Genomic DNA, 18329 nt, shown 5'->3' with positions numbered 1-18329 from the left:
ATAAGTATTTACAAATTGTGGAGGGTGAGAAGATATGAATGTATCTATATATTCAAGGAAAGCTATTGAACAATTATTAAATGCAAACTTTCCGAACAATGTTGCCGTTATTAGTTTTTGTGACCCTGTGGACTGTTGTAAGAGTGTAATCCATACGCCTGTAGATTACACTGGAAAAACCGATAGGGTTGTTCATGTAGCAATTCATGATATAGATTTATCTGTTCTTCCAGAATTTGGATTGACATATGAGACTTACTTTCCAGAAGCAGATTCTGTCGCAGAATTTATATATAGTGCTAAAAGAGATGGTATGGATATTATCTGCCAATGTGAATATGGTGAAAGCCGAAGTTCTGGCTGTGCCGCTGCTATCTTAGAACACTTTTATAAAAATGGAATTTCGATATTTGCCGATTATAGATATTATCCAAATCAGGTAGTATATCATAAAGTGTTTGACGCATTAGAAAATTATAAGAGAAAAATGGTTGTTCCATATGCTTAACCATGCCACCTATAATAAAACAAATATATAAAGTATAATATAAATAGAAATGTCGAATCAAAGGGAATTACCACATTCTGGACAAATTTTAACAACAAAGTCTACTATCATTGAATATATACGAGAAATAGACTACGGTGTCTGTGAAGAACTCCTACAATATATAGTAACAGGTAAAGAAAATGAATGTTCTAATAAAATGACACTTTATAAAGTCTGTTCAAAACTTTGGTTTCTAAGTAAACTAGTTTATAAAAACAATCGTAATATCATTGTTAAATTAGTACCTAAAAAATATAAAGAGTTGTTGTTTGACGGGTATTTAGAAACTTCAGATTGTATATTTCAGATAAACTGACCATCCTTCACGGTCAATCTGATCACCTTTCACGGAGATTCAGATCACTGATCTCGGAGAGGTATGGTCGGTGATCAAAGTCATTCTTATAATGATGATGGCACACATTTGTGTGACTATCATTTAAGGAGGACGATGATCATGGTAGATTATCGCGAAATCCTGAGGCTCCAGAGCCTTGGACACAACATCACTCAGATCGCCGGATCGCTGCACAGCTCCCGCAACACCGTAATGGAAGTTGAACGGCTTGCGGATGAGAAAGGCATCCGGTGGCCGCTTGGAGAGGAGGTGACAAATCCACAGCTTTATGTCCTGCTTTATCCGGAACGACAGGAAAAAGCAAATGTTTATCTAGAACCGGACTGTGCCTGGATTCATCGCGAACTGGCGAAAAAAGGAGTGAACCTGACATTGCTTTGGAAAGAATATCAGGTCAATTGCTCCAATGCCGGGCGTGTCCCATACCAGTATACACAGTTTTGTGACATTTACCGGGTATGGGCAAAAAAAGCCAAAGCTACGATGAGGATCCATCATAAGCCCGGAGATGCCATGGAAGTGGACTGGGCAGGCGGGACACTGCCGATCAAAGATCCTGTTACTGGGGAAACGGTTCCCGCATACCTTTTTGTAGGGGTTCTTCCCTGCAGCTGCTATGTTTATGCCGAACTCTGCAGTGACATGAAGTCTGAAAACTGGCTGCTCTGCCATGTACATGCCTATGAGTATTTCGGGGGCGTCCCCAGGCTGACAATCCCGGACAATCTCCGTACCGGTGTGCTGAAAAACACCCGTCTGGATACAGTCCTGAACCGCAGCTATTCGGAGCTTGCCGATCACTATGGTACTGCGATTGTTCCTGCGCGCATTCGCCGTCCGCAGGATAAGAGCCATGCCGAGGGCAGTGTCTCTTATGCGTCTACGTGGATCCTGGCAGCGCTGCGGAATGACACATTCTTTTCCCTGGCCGATGCCAAAGAGGCAGTTGCTGAAAAGCTGGAAGAGCTCAATGGTTATACCTTTAAAAAGCGGGAAGGGAACCGCCGTGATGCTTATATCCATGAGGAAAAAGAATTCATGCAGCCGCTCCCTGTCAATCCCTATGAACCGTCTCTCTGGTCGGATCAGACAGTTCTTCTTGATTATACCGTAACTGACGGATTAAACAAGTATTCTGTTCCCTATGATCTGATCGGGGAATCGGTCAGCGTCCGTGTGACGCATGATACAGTGGAAGTATTCTTCCACGGGAACCGGGTGGCTGTCCATCCAAGAGAGGTCAACCGTAAGCGGGATCCGGTCATGATAACCTCGCATATGCCGGAGAACCATCGGCAGTATCTTACCTACACGAAAGATGATTTCCAGTCCTGGGCCTCCACGATCGGCCCCAATACAGAAAAAGTCGTCCGCTTCTTCCTGGAATCCGGAAAGGCTCCTGAGCAGGGCTTTAAGTCTTGTGTCAGCCTGAAAAAATACGCAGATCGATACAAAGCTGAGCAGATCGAAGAAGCATGCCGGCAAATCCTTTTGTTTAGTGGAGATCCTTCCATCCGTGGGATACAGGCCTTGCTGAAATCCTCGGTAAAGAAAGATGGGAAAACAGATCCATCATCCATCCAAAGGACAAATCACCGCCGGAGCCGCGGCTTTACCCGTGGCGCAGAACAGTTCCGGGAAGGAGGCGATGAAAAATGATCGACCTCTCAACTGTCAAAGAATTGCGTGCTCTGAGGCTTCCCGGTATGGCACGGGAATTGGAGTCACAATTGGAAGAACCTCAGCGTTATAAGGCGCTCTCCTTTGAGGACCGTCTGGCTCTTCTCGTAGACGCAGAAAACGTTTCCCGCAGGAAGAACACCATCCATCGCCGGATCCATGAGGCCAGGCTCAGTGAAAGCCAGGCATGTGTGGAAGCGATTGAGTACTATGAAGACCGTGAGCTGGATAAAGGGCTGATCACAAAGCTTGCGACTTGTGCGTATATCCGTGACAACCGGAACACATCCGTTTGTGTTAAAGAAGAGCGCGTAAATTTAAAAGGTTCAAAACGCCAAACAGACAGATCATCTGGATATTTTTCTGAAATAAGCGAGAAAAGAGGGGCATGCCGTATGAGGAATTTCATTCCTCGTGCGACAGCCCCATAGCGGAATACCTTGTGAAAAGATATCCATTATTTTATTGAACGCTTACCTTGAATATGTTGATAAGTACAGTGTTTAAGGGGGCAATCAGATTATTAGTTGTTTTTTTCATTGAAAAACTGTACTAGGAAAATATGAGCCAGATATACTGCATACCAAGTGCCAAGGCCATTGATTACACCAGAGAGTATTGCATGTCCCAGACGACCGATTCCGCCGGGATTGATGCCCCAGCTGGCCAGGAAACATGGAAGGCCAGAGCCGATCAACATCCCTGCAAAGAAAGAAGTGAAAATCACATATGCCCACCATTTTGCAGGTACCCACAGGGGGAAGATCAGTTGTTTTTCGCGGCTATCCATAGGAGGGAGCTTTTTCCCATTCTTGGCAAACTGAGCTTTAAATGTCTTGCCAACGATCAGATACTGAAGGAAACAGCAGATTAAAGATGTGACGGTAACGGTACCACCAATTTTGACTCCGAATTCAGCCAGTGTCAGCGGATTTTCTGCGAATTCCCTGCTCAGAGAAAAATACATAATAATCGCAGTAAGTATTATGGTTGGAATACCACACACGATCGATTCTTTAAATGCCCATTTTCTTGCTTCTTTTGTCATTTTTCTATCACTCCTTTATTATTATACTTACAGGTAATATGCTACCACAAAAATGAGATTTTTTCATGTGAATCATATGGAATAAAATGGACATACAGGCAATAATATTCTTTTTACAAAGGCGAGCCCCGTTCCAAATGGATTATCCGAAGGCGACTGCGAAGTCGCATACCTTGGTGACGTCATGGCTGACAGCGGCCTTTCGAACGGGAATGCACAGATTGTTCTGGCAGAAATCCTCCCCACGGCTGCTTAGCGCCGGCGTTTGAGCAAAGATGAAAATGGGTGCTTGATCGTTGATGAAATCGTATCTTTGCAAAAGACTTTACAACTCAATCCGAGAGATATTGATTATGTTTATAACTGTTTACAATTTATCGAATTGTTATGGTGTCAGATGATAAGCTGTAGAATAGAGCAAGTATTTATTTCCGAACTTGCTTATGCAGCTGATTATGTTATAAGTCGAAAAGGTAATATAGAGTCTCCTGCTTTTGTCAGTCACTCTCTGTTTCCACAAAATTACAATGATTTTCATTATGAAGAATATTATGAAAAATATGATGCATTATGGAATTCGTGATATTTAGAATTTCTGCTATGTATAGATAACATCAGATATGATAACCGCTACATTGAGATTGAATAAATCATAAATGTAGCGGTGTTTTATGTAATTGAGCCTATGGCTGAATTAAGTCAGTCTTTCATTTTGAAAATGGTCTGCCTGTCCTGATTATAGATATTCCAGTTCGTATGATGTTTTACCAGTAAATCGAATAACAAGCCCATTTAAAGTAAATGTTTTGCAACCATGAATCACCGTATATTTCTGTACCATTCTGTGTAAACCCGGTTTAAGGTAAAAGACATGATGGCCAGCACATTTGCCTTGATCGTCTCTCTTGGCCAGGTAGCATAGATTTCACTTGATGCTACATTCTTGATGTAGTCTTTGTAGCGATCATAAAAATTTTCCGCCGTGCTGTCTCTAGGCGATCCATCGTGAACAACAACAAATTCCGGGACAACAACCCGGCTCAGTACGATCTCCCCGGTTTCATCCATTGGCTTGATTTCATCTTCGGGAATTTTCGGCGGATAAGTTCCAAACAACGTATGTGCTGGTATGACAAACACCTCTTCTCTTCCCTGATTATCCTGCGGTTTCATACGAATATCCTGAAGTGCTGTGACATCTGGAAGGATTTCTGCACCTGCAATCTGTATCTTCTCAAATCCCGGAGCAGTCACTTCCAGCGTATATTCCGAGTATGGCTGTTCATCCTGATTCTCATCCAGACTGTACTCCAATGGCGGCGCCGGAAGTTCCAGCGTCTCCGTCTGTCCCGAATCGTCTGTGCTTACCGACTCCACAGTGCTTTCCGGCATACCTGTGTAGGAAATCCGAATATCTGCTCCTTCCACCGGAAAGGCAGTCACTTCCGAAGTGATCCGGATCTTCAGCCGTCCCTTGTCAATGTGATCTTCCTGCATTCCATATACTTTTCTCATACTTCGCCTCAAACTGTTTCTCATCACAGGATATGACTGCAAAAACAGAAAAAGTACCACGGACTCGCCGCAGTACTTTTCTTTCTCTGCATCTATTCAGCTTCAAATTATCCAAAAAAGATCCTCTGTATATCGTTAAACATGACAAATACCATCAGAAGAAGAAGACAGGCCATCCCTATCATATGGACATATCCTTCTTTTTCCGGGGGAATCCGTTTTTTCCTTACAGCTTCTATCAGGAGGAACACCAGTCTGCCTCCATCCAGAGCCGGAAGAGGAAGAAGATTCATAACACCCAGGTTTGCAGAAAGCAAGATCATAAGATTCATCATATTGAGCGCTACGAGCGGTACACCGCCGCTTCGGCTTTGATTGTACGTATCCTGCACGACATCCACGATCCCTACCGGACCTGATAAGTTCTTTACGCTGACCTGTCCCGTCACGAGAAGCTTTAAACTCTCCAGTGTGGAAGAAATCCAGTATTTCACTACATAACCGCTGTATCGCACTGTGTCAAATACATTCATCTTTTCATAGGCTCCGCCAGAGAAGCCAAACCGATACATTCCAAGTTCCTCATCCAGCATCGGTTCCAGATGAACGGTCGTTTCCTTCCCGTCCCGCTCATACGTAAGATCGATTGGCTGGTTCTGATAAAGCTGGTTATGCGTCGTCACTTCCCGGAAAAGATGGATATTTTTACCGTTGATCTCCTTGATCACATCCCCTTCTTTCATTCCCGCCTCCGCAGCTGGAAATGAAGCATCCACATTTGCCACGATCGGACGATCTGCTCCGATCCACGCTGTGATGATAAGCGCCAGAACAAAGGCCAGAATAAAGTTAAAAACCGGTCCTGCCGCAATGACAGAAATTCTTCTCCAGACAGATTTTTGGTTAAAGTTGCCTACACTTCCGTCCTCTTCGTCTTCGCCCATCGCACAGTACCCGCCAAGTGGAAGGAGGCGGATCGCATAAAACGTCTCTTTCCGCTGAAATCCCACAAGCTTTGGCCCCATCCCAATCGCAAACTCCTGCACTTCGATGCCATTTGCTTTTGCCAGAAGGAAATGCCCAAGCTCATGGAAAAAAATTATAAAACCAAATAGAATGATTGCAAGTATGATTCCCAAATTCTGTTTTACCTCCTGCTGTGAATCCTCTCGTATGTCATCTCTTCCGTACTGAGAATCTCATCAAGGGTCGGATGTTCGATCACATGATGTGCTCTCATACAGTCCTCAATGATCTCCACGATCTCCGGATAGGAGATCTCTCTGTCAAGAAACATTGCCACGGCCTTCTCATTGGCCGCATTGTAAACAGTCGGGAGGCTTCCTCCCGTCCTTCCCGCCTCGTACGCAAGGGAAAGTCCGTAAAAAGTATCCGTATCCGGCTTTTCGAAATCCAGATGCTGAAGTTTCCAGAAATCAAGCCTTTCTCCCGGGAGGAAACGCCTATGCGGATAGTAGAGCGCATACTGGATCGGCAGTTTCATATCCGGAGTCCCAAGCTGTGCCATGACGGAACCATCTTCGTACTCAACCATCGAATGGATGACAGACTGTGGCTGAACGACGACCTGGATATCATCGATGGCCACGTCAAAAAGCCACTTTGCCTCCATGACTTCCAGCCCTTTATTGACCATAGTGGAAGAATCGATGGTAATCTTCCGTCCCATCGCCCAGTTTGGATGCTTCAGGGCATCCTCCACCTGTACATTTTGAAGTTCTTCCCGTGTTCTTCCTCGGAAAGGACCTCCTGATGCTGTCAGAAGAATCTTTTTTATCTTATTTCCACTGTTCCCCTGAAGCGCCTGGAAAATAGCGCTGTGTTCACTGTCCACCGGCAGGATCTTCACACCTTTTTTCTTTGCCAGAGGCATGATGAGGTGTCCTGCAGTCACAAGAGTCTCTTTGTTTGCCAAAGCAATATCTTTTCCCGCCTCAATTGCAGCAATGGTCGGTCGGATCCCAATCATTCCAACCACCGCCGTCACAACGATCTCCACACCTTCCATCGTTGCCGCCTCGATGAGGCCATCCATCCCGGCACCAATCTTTACCGGAAGATCTTGAATCCTGTCTTTCAGTTCACGTGCTTTCTCTTCCTGAAAAACACAGACAAACTTTGGATGATATGTCCGGATCTGCTGCTCCAGAAGCTCTATACTGCTTCCAGCCGCCAGCGCTTCTACCTCTATATCTTTCTGCTCACTTACCACTTCCAGCGTCTGTGTGCCGATGGAACCAGTAGAGCCAAGTATCGCAATTTTCTTCATGTTCTTCCTCTTTCCTAAACAAACATCACTCCAAGATAATAGATGATCGGAGCGGTAAAGATCACGCTGTCAAAACGATCCAGGATACCACCGTGTCCCGGGATAAGTTTTCCGTAATCTTTGATGTCATGGTTTCGCTTGATGGCGGAAGCTGCCAGGTCTCCCACCATAGAGATCAGTCCGCCTGCCGCACAGATCACAGCGTAAAGCGCCGGACTCACAGACGCACCTCCCCACTTATTGACTGCAAGGGCATAAAGTGCACCCAGAAGGGCTGCTCCAACGACGCCGCCAATGCCGCCTTCCACCGATTTTTTCGGACTTAGTTTCGGCGCCATCTTGTGTTTTCCAATGAGCATGCCTACACAGTATGCGCACGTGTCACATCCCCAGGAGCAGAGGAATACAAGCCATACAAGAAATGCTCCTTCTTCCGGAATCATTCTGGCCTGGTAGACATAGGACAGCATGACTGCCACATAAAACACACCGAAAAATACCGTCATAACCTGGTTTGCCACATATTTCGGATAGGAAAATACGTACACTGCCATCAGTACAATAAGGAAAATAATAATAAGAAATCCAAGTCCCTGCTCCTCTATTGCATCCAGAGCCGCATTTCCGCCTGTACCTGTAAACTGAAAACGAATCAGTACATAATACGCCGCTGCTGCCAGATAGCCTGTGATCCCCAGGAGATTTTTGTGTACATTCATGACCTTGTACAATTCACTCATTCCAATCAGACTGACCAGAAGAAGCAGGGCAAACAAAATATCATTCCCCGGTATGATCGTCGCCAGGGCAATGATGACCAGAAGTATTCCGCTCAGCAATCTCGTCTTAAACATCTGTCTGTTCCTCCTTATTTACTCCTCCGTATCTCCTGTCCCTATTATTATATTGCAGAATTGCCTTTTCCAATTCCTCTTTTGTAAAATCAGGCCAAAGGACATCTGTAAAATAAAACTCCGTATATGCCAACTGCCACAGCAGATAGTTTGACAATCTTTGTTCCCCGCTTGTACGGATCAAAAGATCCGGATCCGGGATATCATGGGTATCCAGATAACTCTCAAAAAGAGAGCTGTCGATGGCTTGTGGATCCACTTTTCCTTCTTTTACATCCATGGCCATCTTACGCATGGCACGTACCATTTCGTCCCGGCTTCCATAATTGATGGCAATCTGGAAATTCAAGCCGTCATTTTTATCTGATGCCTTTTCCAGTTCCTCAATCCGATTTCTGATATCATCATCGAGTCCCTTCTTGTCTCCAATTACCCGGACGCGCATCCGGTTTTTCTCTGCAGTCTTCAGGCATGTCTTCATATAATTTCTCAAAAGCTTCATCAATGCCTGCACTTCCTCGTCCGGCCGACTCCAGTTTTCCGTGGAAAATGCGTACACAGTCAGGTATTTTACCCCCATCTTGTAGGCTGCCTCGCAGATCCTCTCAACATTTTTGCTTCCTTGTGCATGTCCGTAATTGCGCGGCATCCCTTTCTTTTTTGCCCAGCGTCCATTCCCATCCAGAATGATCGCAATATGCTGCGGTACTTTCATCCGTCTCCTCCTTAACGCACATAAAGCAAGGAGGTAGACTCCTCCTTGCTTAACTGTCTTTGTCTCGGTCCTGCCTATACTGTCATGACTTCTTTTGTCTTTGCTTCTACGGCTTTTTCCACCTCTTTGATGTACTTATCCGTCAGTTTCTGAAGCTCATCTTCCATATCTTTGATCTCATCCTCAGACACTTCCGTACCTTTGAGCTTCTTGCAGGCATCGTTTCCATCTCTTCTGATATTGCGCACTGCCACTTTCGCCTGTTCACCTTTTTTCTTTACATCTTTTGCGATCTCTTTACGGCGATCTTCTGTGAGTTCCGGAAATACAAGGCGGATAACCTGTCCGTCATTTGTCGGGTTAATGCCGATATCGGATACGAGAATCGCTTTCTCAATCTCCTTTAACATCTTCTTTTCCCACGGCTGGATCTGAATCATTCTTGCCTCCGGTACGGAAACATTTGCCACCTGCTGGATCGGTGTCGGAGATCCGTAGTAGTCTACCGCAAGCTTGTCCAGGATATGCGGATTTGCTCTTCCCGCACGGATTGTCGCAAGCTCTCCTTCCAGACTTTTTACAGATTTCTGCATTTTCTCCTCATATACTTTCAATCTTTCATGCATTGTTTCTTCCTCCACATTTTCTTATACTGTTACTTTTGTTCCTGTAAAATGCCCGCTCATCGTGTTGACAATACTGTTTTCCTCATTCAGTCCAAATACGAGCATCGGCATCTTATTCTCCAGGCACATGATGGATGCCGTCAGATCTACCGCCATCAGTTTTCTGTCGATGATCTCCTGTATCGAAATCTCGTCAAATTTCTTTGCATCCGGGTTTACCTTCGGGTCGCTGTCATAGATACCATCGATCGCTTTTGCAAGGAGCATTGCATCCGCCTCAATCTCAATAGCTCTCAATACAGCTCCTGTGTCCGTTGAAAAATACGGATGCCCTGTCCCGCCTGCAAAGAAGATCACTTTCCCTTCTTCCAGCGCCTTCACAGCCGCATCTTTAGAGAAGAGGGATGTAAAAGCACCGCACACAAACGGAGTAAAGATCTCTGTCTTCATACCGACATGACGGAAAATATCAGCCACATAAATACAGTTCATAACTGTAGCCAACATCCCGATCTGATCTGCTTTGACACGATCGATCGTCTCACTCGTCCTGCCTCTCCAGAAATTTCCTCCGCCAGTCACAACGGCAATCTGGAATCCTTTATCCACAAGCTGCTTTACCTGTCCTGCCACACCAAGACATGTCGCTTCGTCAAAACCTGTCTTCTTGTCCCCGGCAAGCGCTTCGCCGCTCAGTTTCAGTAATACTCTCTTCATTTGCCAAACTCCTTCTCTCTGTCCGGACATACAAACGGACAGTCTTATTCTATCCTTTATTATACTTAGAACCGTCCGCTACGTCAACGCAATCTTTTCGCTCTGTCTTAGAAAGATCAGCTCCTTGTCCGAAGATTTTTCCGGCGCAAAGCAAAAGTCCAGTCCGCCAAACTGTTTTATCTCTTCCAGCTTCTGAATCTGATTTTCTGCCAGATAGCGGGTCATCTCTCCCCGTGCCATCTTTGCCATCGTCCCTGCCTGGACATATTTCCCGTTTTTTTCTTCGGCAAAGATGCAGGTTACCATCCGCACTGTATCAGGAAGATAGCGGGAAATACACTTTGCATATTCCGCAGATGCCAGATTCAGGATACATTCCTCATCCTTGATCAGTGTATCGCAGATCTTTTTACCCCAGTATGCGTACAAATCCGCACACCCGCCAGGGCCTGGTTTTGCCTGCATTTCCAGACGATATGGCACAATACCGTCCAGCGGCCGCAAGACTCCGTAAAACCCAGACAGGATCCTGAGGTGTTCCTGCACATATGTCCACGCGTCATCTGAAAAAACTTCCGGCGCCATATACTGATACTGGATCCCTTCGTACGCAAGAAGGGCCGCTGTCCTGTTTCTGTCCAACTGCATATGCTGTATACGCTGGAAGTTGACCTCTGCGATTTTGTCACTGCATTTCCACAGTGATTTCAGCTCCTCATAAGAAAGCGATGCAAGCCAGCTTTTCAGTACTTTCGTTTCCTCCAAAAGAATAGGTTCGCTCTCCCACATGATCGCATCTGTGTTTTTCCTCATTTTCTTTGCCGGCGAAATGATGATCTTCATCTTCTTCTCCTATTCCATAGCCACAGACAGAGATGTATCAGAAAAGAAGGTCGGTGCACTGTAAAGATAAAGCACCTCGGTTATCCCTTCTGTCTCCATCAGCTCCTCGATATTTCCGTAATAATATCTTGGATCCACAACGACGATCTCACGGTAGTACGGAGCCAGAAATGGCAGAAAACAGTTGGCATAAGAATCCTTCATCACAAGAAGACGTTTGTTTTCCGTCGTCGGCGTCTTGATCTTCATCAGACCGTGATTCCCTCCGAAAAAGACTTCATAGGCATTTCTCTGGTCCAGTTTATCTGTATTATAAAAACTTCCCGTCTTTTTCTGGTTATCTGTATATTCAATTACAGAAGAAAGCTGCTCCTGTGTTGTATTCGTGTTTCTTTTTGGGAGATAGACATCAACCTCTTCTTTCTCCCCTGTACGAAAACCACTTTTTGCTGACAGCGTCCCCTGAAACTGATCCGTAACAGGAAGTTTTTCATAAGTCACTGCCGAAGCATCCAGTCCAGCCGCTTCCGCAAACTGTTGAAAAGCTACATAAGCACCGTACGTTGTCCAGTGGTGGTCTGTCTGGTAATAAATTTTCTGATCTTTATTTTTCTTCAAAGCCGTACGGACATCGACCACATTTATCCCACTTTTGGAAAGCTCCTGAAACGTATTATCAAGGTAACTGTCCTGGTTTACTGACGGAACGAGAGCCGGGAGCTTGTCCTTCAAAATGTTTTCCGCACTTGGAATGATCATGGCATAATGCGGGATATCTTCGTGCTTTTCGCGAAATGTCTTCATTGCTTCTACTGTGGCGCTTACATTTTTCTGATCCGGCTTTTCAAATTTTTCCAGAAGATATCCATCCTTTCCAAGATACACGCCATTTTCCTCAACCACGCCAAGGGCTCTGTCAAACCCCGTCTTTAATTTGATCCAGGCATCCCGCAAAACAAACTGATCATTGAAAAATTCTTGATACTCCGACGCATACTGTCCGGACAAAACAGAGTCCACGCTAAGCTTCGGTCTTTGTGCCAATGCTCTATTTTCTGTCTCAGACACCTTTTTCGTGCCGGAAAAAACATTTATAAGCGAGAATGCCAGCACTATGACACCAAACATCACGCCGACATAATACGCTGTACGCTTCTTTCTCTTTTTCATTTACTCTACCTCCGATCAAAACTGCATATACAAAAACGGCCGGTATGAATTAAATACAAGTCCGGAAATGCATATCAAAAAGAGCACGCCATAGACAAGAACCGTGATGACCGAAGATTTCTCCATGATCTTATTCGCAAACCGAGAAAGAGCCGGCCTTGCCGCAAGTACGCAGATCACAAAAAGAAGAATGCCTGTTTTCAGATAGTATCCTGCTGTCACATCCATAAATCCTGTCGCTCCGATGCCAAAAAGCGCGCCAAACATCGTAAGTCCCTTGTCAAAAGATGGATTCATGAAGATGAGCCATCCAAACATGACAAGAATCATCGTGTACGTATTGGAAACCCATCCCGGAAGTTTGGAAAGTTTGTCTTTCCAGACGTATTTTTCCAAAATCAAAAGTATACCATAATAAATTCCCCAAACCGGAAAATTCCAAGTCACACCGTGCCAGATACCTGTCAGACACCAGACAACAAGGATATTTCGAATATGTTTCACAACAGAAACCCGGTTTCCTCCAAGCGGAATATATACATAGTCTCTGAACCAGCTGCTCAATGAAATATGCCATCTTCTCCAGAAATCGGTCACGCTTTTCGCCACATACGGATACTGAAAGTTTTCCTGGAAATGGAACCCCAACATCTTCCCGATACCGATAGCCATATCCGAATATCCGGAAAAGTCAAAATAGAGCTGCATCGTATATGCAAAAAGATAAATCCAGGCACTGACAACCGACAGATTATCTCCGTATTCCTGAATCTGACTTCCGATCAAAGCCAGCTGATCTGCCAAGATGACTTTTTTCGAAAGACCAATGATAAATCTCTGCGCTCCCTCTCCAAGTTTTGACATATAGACTTGATGTGTATGGAAATCCTGTCTGACATCAGCATATCTCACGATCGGACCGGCAGACATAGTCGCAAAAAGGGACGCATACGCAGTAAAGGCAAAGAAATCCTTCTCCGCCGGGCACTTGCCCTTGTATACATCCACAATATAGGAAAGATTCCTGAATGTAAAGAAAGACAGTCCGATTGGAAGTCCAAGGGCATCTGCCGAAAATCCCGTTCCAAACAACTGATTGACCGCTTCTTGGATATACCCGTAGTATTTAAAGAAACAGAGGATGAATATATCCAGCACGATCGTAAAAATCAGTGTCCCCTTTGCTCCCTTTCCGCTCTCCTTCTGACGCTTTATTTCCAATGCCATGGCATAGTGAAGTACTGCACTGAAAAGCATTAAGATCACATAAACCGGTTCTCCCCAAGCATAAAAATAAATGCTGAAAAGAACAAGGACGATGTTCTTCCATTTCTCCGGCACAACGTAATACAAGATTAACATGACCGGCAGAAACGCAAATATAAAATTCAGACTGTTTATCAGCATTGCTTTTCCCCTCCCCTTATCATTTGACAGCCTTTTCAAATGCAGATTTCCACTTGTCTGCATTCTCTCCGGCCATGTAGATCACATAGCTTCCTTCTGCCTGCGCATATGCCTTCTTCAAAAGTGCTGTCTGGGTAACCCCGTATCCCTCGAAACTCTTCTTCTGATTTTCGAGATGCGTTTTTACTGCAGCTTCATATGAGGAGACTTCCTCGCTGTTCCTCGCCTTGATAACCAGCACTTCATCCACATTCATAGAAGAATCCGCTTTGTAGAAGAAGTATTCCTTATTCTGGCTTCCGTCAATTCCATAGTATCTTCTGAGATCTCTATCCTTGAGTTCCTGAACCCCTTTCGGAATCCCCGCATTCTCTACTGCCTCTTTGATTTTTTCGATCGGCACATCTTTCGCATATCCACGCATACAAAGCATCGCCAGATAGACAACGATCACGATCACAAAGCCGGCCTTCATCAAAGTTCCTCGTATATCTTCTTTTCTTTTCATCTTAAAGTCCCGCCTTTTCTACAATGTAAGAAAGCCACTGTGTATAATACTCTTTTTTCATATGAATGCCGTCCTGCTCAAACAGCCCAGGATTTTTCGTCACGATGAACGTACTGTCTATGTACTGATATCCTTCCTCTTCACACATTTTCTGGATCTCCTGATTGTACTCATTGATTTTTTGACGGCCTGGCTCTTCCTGCATCTTTGCCTCTGTCATCGGAAGGATCGAATTCACATAGATCGTCGCATCCGGCAGTCCTTTTTTAACTTTTGCAATTTCTTCTTTATATTTTTTGATGAAGCCTTCAATATCTGTCCCGTACATCGAAAGGTCATTGCACCCAAACTCCATCACAACCGTCCCCGGCTTCATGGAAATAACTTTTTGGATCTCTTCTTCGATCTTATTGACAGATGCTCCTCTCTTATAAACAACCGATCCCTCATCAAGAAATCCATAGCTTAGGATCCCCTCTGCGAAAGAATCCCCTACAATGACCGTATTGTCAAAAGCTTTTTTGAGAGCCACATTGTCCAGCACGACAACCCCGTACTCATTTCTTTTTGATTCGTCGATCTGTGTCTTGTTCTCCTCCTCTTCGAGATCTGTCCAGCGCTTCTCTGTCTCCGAAATATCTGCTTTCTCCAGCTTTTCCAGTCTCTGACGATTCTTGTCATACTGATCCGGCTGGCTTTTGGAAATCTTTGACGCAATCACTGCCCCGACAACAATCACAACAACCACTGCACAAAAGATCAGTATTCTCATTCTCAGGATTTCTTTCCTTGTGCGTTTCATCCTCTTCTCCCCTTTGTGTCTCTATCTCAATCTATCATTATTTATCCAATGTACTTTTTCTTAAACTTAAGAACCCTTCTACTCTTTCCAGGTTCTGATCTGAGTGTTCGATCTCCCGCGCATACCTCCAGGAAGTCTCAAGAAACAGCTCCTCGCCCGCTTTCTTTCCAAGCATACATCCTGCCACATAAAAATCACGGATGATCTCCGTACTGTAAACTGCAAATGCTGCTTTAGAAAAAAACTCCTCATCATACACCGCTCCATTAAAATATGTATAGATGAAAAACATCAAAAGCTGCTCTGCATACTGTTCCCATTTTCCCGGCGAAAACCGATCCACAGAATCCTGATAAGTCTCCTCGTCTCCGTCATACAAAATCTCTCCGGCTTCTTTCAGAAACTCTCCCCAGTCTTCTCTTAAAAGCTCCAGTTTTCTGAGCATGTCATAAAATGACTTCCGTTCCCGAAACGGCAGTGTAAACTCCTGTCCGTCCTGAGACCGGATCATCTCCAGCTCCTCTCCAATCTCAAAAATCTTTCCTTCTTCCAGTGCCTGCTCCAGTTTTTCAGCGATGGCGAGACATTTCCCCATCCTCACGGAAACCGGCTCCCTCCTATTCTGAATGATCTGAAAGAGAATCTCTCTTGCATCATTCAGACATGAAAACAAGAGGAAGTCAAACTCCTCATCCGGATCTGGCTCTTCCTCTTCCGTCTCCCAGTTTATAAATTGGAGAGTCTCCTGGCAGGTCAGCATGATCCTGGTCGCCTCCGGGCATGACAAAGAAAGGGAAAGTTCCCTTACCCCGTCAAACTCCTCCACATGCCGAGGGTAATTTCTGCACGTATCGCAAAGATATCCCTCGCCCAATTCCTGATGCAGATCACAGAGATTGTCCTCATTCAGACAACTACAGCGTCCGTCAAACTGAAGAAATGCACCTTCCTCCCAGTCTATGGACTGCAAAAGTCTGTTCCCGAATCCTCCCTGCACTCTGCTGTATTTCAAAAGTGACGCATCGTCAATCACAATCTGCCAACCCGCACAGCATGTATCCGGACAACTGCCCGCAACACACGCAAAACTATCATAAAAATGCGGTTTCATATAAAACATGTCTCTACCTCTTTCGAGTTTATTCAGCGACATGATATCTGGTCGTAAAAGATGTCTCCTCCCGGTTTTTATGGAATTTTCCTCTTTTCCTTCCCGATATCACAATATTATATGATAGCGGATTTTTAATGTGATGTAAAGATAACCGAAAAAATTTCTGCATCAAATTTTCGTCTGGAAATCCACTCCCAAACTTTCCGTTTCTGTCTCCTTTTCTCCGAGGCTTCTTCTCTTACCGTTCATCCTTCCGGATCCTGTGAAGAAGTCCCTCGCAGCCGTCCTTCACATCGCGGTATGTAGCATCGAAATTTCCCGTGTACCACGGATCTGCAATATCTTCTCCCTCTCTTCCGGCAAAGTCCAATAGCTTGTACACTTTCCCTTCCGGGTCTCCATTTCCGATGATCCGGTTGATATTGCGGATATTCCAGGAATCCATGCCAATGACATAGTCAAACGCATCATAGTCTCTCTTTGTCATCTGGCGGGCACGGTGGTCGCCGCAAGGGATTCCGACTTCCCGCAGTTTTCTCCTCGTCCCATGATGAACCGGATTCCCGATTTCTTCCGTACTTGTAGCTGCGGAATCAATGAAGAATGCATCCTCCATTCCGCAAGATTTTACCAAATGTTTCATCACATATTCTGCCATTGTCGAACGGCAAATGTTGCCGTGGCAGATGAATAGTATTTTTATCATATCTTTTATATCCCTTCATAAGCCTTCAAACCTTGATATTACGGGCTTTCCGGCGCTTTTTTCAATTTTTATGTTTTGCCCCAAACCTACGCTATTCTTCGTAAATCTACGCAGATTCACGGGCAAATGGTGTAGTAAGTGGTGTAGTAACTTGGTGTGCTTTCAACCTGATTTTCTCTGCTTTTCCGGCGTACCCATTTCTTTGAAATCAATGATTTTCGCCATCTGCTCCGCCGCCCGGTCATAGCTGGCATGGGTATAGACATTCAGCGTTACTCCCACATCAGAGTGTCCCATCACATACTGTAAGGTCTTTATATCCATACCGGCGTTTGCCATATTCGTACAGAAAGTATGACGGAACACATGAGGCGTGATGTGCGGCAGCGGCTTATCTGGGTACAGCTTTTTATACTTTTTCATCGCCCAGCGCATTTCATTTTCTATGTGTAATGCTACCTTGGGCTTGTCGTCCTTATCCAGCAGAAGAAAGCCGCTGCACCCGTCTACAATGATTTCTGTCTTTATCTTCTTGCGGCGTTCAAGGATATTGTTCAGACTTTGATAGACTTCCTCTGTCATGGGAATAAAGCGGCAGCCGCACTCCGTCTTGGTTTTCTCGACATAATACTTTCCGCCCCGTTCCCGGACAAGCTGGTGGTCTACCCGGATTCGCCGGTTTTCAAAATCCAAATCACTTTTTGTAAGGCCGCAAAACTCGCTGACACGCATACCCGTTCCCAGCAGCACGACAAATTCATCATAATACTTGGTGTAAGTCTTATCCTCCCGGATAAAGCCCATCCAAATCTCCTGCTGTTCCTCCGTCATGGCAATCCGTTTCTGTGAGTCATTGGGAACCACATCCACTAATTTGAAGTCAAAGGGATTTCGGCGGATAATATCCTCATTGTATGCCATCTGAAAAGCGGGTTTCACAACGCCCCTGACGCTGGTAATGGTGCTGTACCCTTTCCCGTCACTGTGGAGCTTCATAATCCACTTTTGCGCGTCTGATACCTTAATATCCCTTATCTGCCGGTAGCCAAAATCTTCTTTCTTAATCAGGTTCAGAACAAAATTGTAACCGACTTTGGTATTATAGCGCACGCCCTGTTTCAAGCTGATATAGCGTTCCACAAGGGCAATCACGGTTGCCTTTCCAGCAGCATAGTCAATCCCTTCGTCAAGCTGCTTCTGGATTTCTTTTTCCTTTTCCCGCAGTTCCTTCAAATCAGAGGAATAGATGGTCTGCCGTTTACCTCGAATGTCTGTATAGCGGTACTGATAAATCAGGTCTTTTCTCTGGCTCTCTCCTGTCCGTAGGATTCTTCCTTTATGGTCTTTGCGTTTCTCGGACATTGTCAAACTCCTTTCCGTGATGGAAAGAGCCTTGATATGACATAACTATTGTACCAAGTCGCTA

General features: G+C 44.9%; 18 protein-coding genes and 1 pseudogene. 3 read left to right on the top strand and 16 right to left on the bottom strand.

What is annotated here, in order from left to right:
- The first annotated feature begins 34 nt into the window (after window positions 1-34).
- The 3 genes from FLB61_RS12270 to FLB61_RS12260 all read left to right on the top strand — a co-directional run bounded on the left by FLB61_RS12270 (window position 35) and on the right by FLB61_RS12260 (window position 3019).
- Window positions 35-508: a hypothetical protein gene (locus FLB61_RS12270; protein WP_221920358.1), complete on the top strand. Its 474-nt coding sequence runs from the start codon at window positions 35-37 to the stop codon at window positions 506-508.
- Window positions 509-1007: 499 nt separating this feature from the next.
- On the top strand, window positions 1008-2567 hold the full coding sequence (gene istA / locus FLB61_RS12265) for an IS21 family transposase (RefSeq protein WP_246599233.1): 1560 nt from the start codon (window positions 1008-1010) through the stop codon (window positions 2565-2567).
- Window positions 2564-3019 (top strand): ATP-binding protein, encoded by a 456-nt coding sequence (locus tag FLB61_RS12260; RefSeq protein WP_087212228.1) that lies wholly within the window; start codon window positions 2564-2566, stop codon window positions 3017-3019. Before istA ends, FLB61_RS12260 begins: the two co-directional genes overlap by 4 nt.
- A gap of 92 nt (window positions 3020-3111) precedes the next feature.
- On the opposite strand, the gene FLB61_RS12255 is transcribed toward FLB61_RS12260, so the two are convergent.
- The 16 genes and pseudogenes from FLB61_RS12255 to FLB61_RS12180 form a co-directional block, all read right to left on the bottom strand.
- Entirely contained in the window at window positions 3112-3636 is a 525-nt protein-coding gene (locus tag FLB61_RS12255; protein WP_087151684.1) for a hypothetical protein, read from the bottom strand.
- 828 nt (window positions 3637-4464) lie between these two features.
- Window positions 4465-5151 (bottom strand): annotated as a pseudogene (locus tag FLB61_RS12250) (carboxypeptidase-like regulatory domain-containing protein); the annotation flags it as partial.
- A 107-nt stretch (window positions 5152-5258) separates the two neighbouring features.
- Window positions 5259-6290 carry an RIP metalloprotease RseP gene (gene rseP, locus FLB61_RS12245; protein WP_087202513.1) on the bottom strand — a complete coding sequence of 344 codons (1032 nt, stop codon included), beginning with the start codon at window positions 6288-6290 and terminating at the stop codon, window positions 5259-5261.
- Window positions 6291-6298: 8 nt separating this feature from the next.
- Window positions 6299-7441: a 1-deoxy-D-xylulose-5-phosphate reductoisomerase gene (locus tag FLB61_RS12240; RefSeq protein ID WP_087212230.1), complete on the bottom strand. Its 1143-nt coding sequence runs from the start codon at window positions 7439-7441 to the stop codon at window positions 6299-6301.
- A gap of 14 nt (window positions 7442-7455) precedes the next feature.
- The gene (locus FLB61_RS12235; protein ID WP_221920357.1) at window positions 7456-8295 is read right to left on the bottom strand and encodes a phosphatidate cytidylyltransferase; all 840 of its coding nucleotides are present in this window, start codon (window positions 8293-8295) and stop codon (window positions 7456-7458) included.
- Window positions 8288-9010 (bottom strand): isoprenyl transferase, encoded by a 723-nt coding sequence (locus FLB61_RS12230; protein ID WP_087212237.1) that lies wholly within the window; start codon window positions 9008-9010, stop codon window positions 8288-8290. Before FLB61_RS12230 ends, FLB61_RS12235 begins: the two co-directional genes overlap by 8 nt.
- Before the next feature lie 74 nt (window positions 9011-9084).
- Complete coding sequence (gene frr / locus FLB61_RS12225) at window positions 9085-9636, bottom strand: ribosome recycling factor (protein WP_087202521.1); 552 nt, start codon at window positions 9634-9636, stop codon at window positions 9085-9087.
- A gap of 21 nt (window positions 9637-9657) precedes the next feature.
- Window positions 9658-10353, bottom strand: coding sequence for a UMP kinase (pyrH, locus tag FLB61_RS12220; protein ID WP_087202523.1), 696 nt, complete (start codon window positions 10351-10353; stop codon window positions 9658-9660).
- A 78-nt stretch (window positions 10354-10431) separates the two neighbouring features.
- The gene (yaaA, locus tag FLB61_RS12215) at window positions 10432-11196 is read right to left on the bottom strand and encodes a peroxide stress protein YaaA (RefSeq protein WP_087202525.1); all 765 of its coding nucleotides are present in this window, start codon (window positions 11194-11196) and stop codon (window positions 10432-10434) included.
- 9 nt (window positions 11197-11205) lie between these two features.
- Window positions 11206-12366 carry a DHHW family protein gene (locus FLB61_RS12210; RefSeq protein ID WP_087202527.1) on the bottom strand — a complete coding sequence of 387 codons (1161 nt, stop codon included), beginning with the start codon at window positions 12364-12366 and terminating at the stop codon, window positions 11206-11208.
- 15 nt (window positions 12367-12381) lie between these two features.
- The gene (locus tag FLB61_RS12205; protein WP_221920356.1) at window positions 12382-13773 is read right to left on the bottom strand and encodes an MBOAT family O-acyltransferase; all 1392 of its coding nucleotides are present in this window, start codon (window positions 13771-13773) and stop codon (window positions 12382-12384) included.
- Between the two features lie 19 nt (window positions 13774-13792).
- The gene (locus FLB61_RS12200; protein WP_221920355.1) at window positions 13793-14281 is read right to left on the bottom strand and encodes a DUF4358 domain-containing protein; all 489 of its coding nucleotides are present in this window, start codon (window positions 14279-14281) and stop codon (window positions 13793-13795) included.
- Between the two features lies 1 nt (window position 14282).
- Entirely contained in the window at window positions 14283-15083 is an 801-nt protein-coding gene (locus tag FLB61_RS12195) for a GDSL-type esterase/lipase family protein (protein WP_087202532.1), read from the bottom strand.
- Window positions 15084-15120: 37 nt separating this feature from the next.
- Entirely contained in the window at window positions 15121-16203 is a 1083-nt protein-coding gene (fliB, locus tag FLB61_RS12190) for a flagellin lysine-N-methylase (RefSeq protein ID WP_221920354.1), read from the bottom strand.
- A gap of 232 nt (window positions 16204-16435) precedes the next feature.
- Complete coding sequence (locus FLB61_RS12185) at window positions 16436-16903, bottom strand: low molecular weight protein-tyrosine-phosphatase (RefSeq protein ID WP_087212251.1); 468 nt, start codon at window positions 16901-16903, stop codon at window positions 16436-16438.
- 162 nt (window positions 16904-17065) lie between these two features.
- Window positions 17066-18265 carry a site-specific integrase gene (locus FLB61_RS12180; RefSeq protein ID WP_221920353.1) on the bottom strand — a complete coding sequence of 400 codons (1200 nt, stop codon included), beginning with the start codon at window positions 18263-18265 and terminating at the stop codon, window positions 17066-17068.
- Window positions 18266-18329: the final 64 nt, after the last annotated feature.

Origin of the sequence: Sellimonas caecigallum (genome assembly GCF_019754295.1) — a bacterium.
In the GTDB taxonomy this organism is placed as follows: domain Bacteria; phylum Bacillota; class Clostridia; order Lachnospirales; family Lachnospiraceae; genus Sellimonas; species Sellimonas caecigallum.
Note: the sequence above shows the minus strand (reverse complement) of the source record. Positions and strands in the feature narration are given on the sequence as shown.

Excerpts from the sequence above, each read along its gene's own strand:
- FLB61_RS12270 (WP_221920358.1), top strand. The coding sequence starts at position 35 with ATGAATGTATCTATATATTCAAGGAAAGCTATTGAACAATTATTAAAT.
- istA (WP_246599233.1), top strand. The coding sequence starts at position 1,008 with ATGGTAGATTATCGCGAAATCCTGAGGCTCCAGAGCCTTGGACACAAC.
- FLB61_RS12260 (WP_087212228.1), top strand. The coding sequence starts at position 2,564 with ATGATCGACCTCTCAACTGTCAAAGAATTGCGTGCTCTGAGGCTTCCC.
- FLB61_RS12255 (WP_087151684.1), bottom strand. The coding sequence starts at position 3,636 with ATGACAAAAGAAGCAAGAAAATGGGCATTTAAAGAATCGATCGTGTGT.
- FLB61_RS12240 (WP_087212230.1), bottom strand. The coding sequence starts at position 7,441 with ATGAAGAAAATTGCGATACTTGGCTCTACTGGTTCCATCGGCACACAG.
- FLB61_RS12235 (WP_221920357.1), bottom strand. The coding sequence starts at position 8,295 with ATGTTTAAGACGAGATTGCTGAGCGGAATACTTCTGGTCATCATTGCC.
- FLB61_RS12230 (WP_087212237.1), bottom strand. The coding sequence starts at position 9,010 with ATGAAAGTACCGCAGCATATTGCGATCATTCTGGATGGGAATGGACGC.
- frr (WP_087202521.1), bottom strand. The coding sequence starts at position 9,636 with ATGCATGAAAGATTGAAAGTATATGAGGAGAAAATGCAGAAATCTGTA.
- pyrH (WP_087202523.1), bottom strand. The coding sequence starts at position 10,353 with ATGAAGAGAGTATTACTGAAACTGAGCGGCGAAGCGCTTGCCGGGGAC.
- yaaA (WP_087202525.1), bottom strand. The coding sequence starts at position 11,196 with ATGAAGATCATCATTTCGCCGGCAAAGAAAATGAGGAAAAACACAGAT.
- FLB61_RS12210 (WP_087202527.1), bottom strand. The coding sequence starts at position 12,366 with ATGAAAAAGAGAAAGAAGCGTACAGCGTATTATGTCGGCGTGATGTTT.
- FLB61_RS12205 (WP_221920356.1), bottom strand. The coding sequence starts at position 13,773 with ATGCTGATAAACAGTCTGAATTTTATATTTGCGTTTCTGCCGGTCATG.
- FLB61_RS12200 (WP_221920355.1), bottom strand. The coding sequence starts at position 14,281 with ATGAAAAGAAAAGAAGATATACGAGGAACTTTGATGAAGGCCGGCTTT.
- FLB61_RS12195 (WP_087202532.1), bottom strand. The coding sequence starts at position 15,083 with ATGAAACGCACAAGGAAAGAAATCCTGAGAATGAGAATACTGATCTTT.
- fliB (WP_221920354.1), bottom strand. The coding sequence starts at position 16,203 with ATGTTTTATATGAAACCGCATTTTTATGATAGTTTTGCGTGTGTTGCG.
- FLB61_RS12185 (WP_087212251.1), bottom strand. The coding sequence starts at position 16,903 with ATGATAAAAATACTATTCATCTGCCACGGCAACATTTGCCGTTCGACA.
- FLB61_RS12180 (WP_221920353.1), bottom strand. The coding sequence starts at position 18,265 with ATGTCCGAGAAACGCAAAGACCATAAAGGAAGAATCCTACGGACAGGA.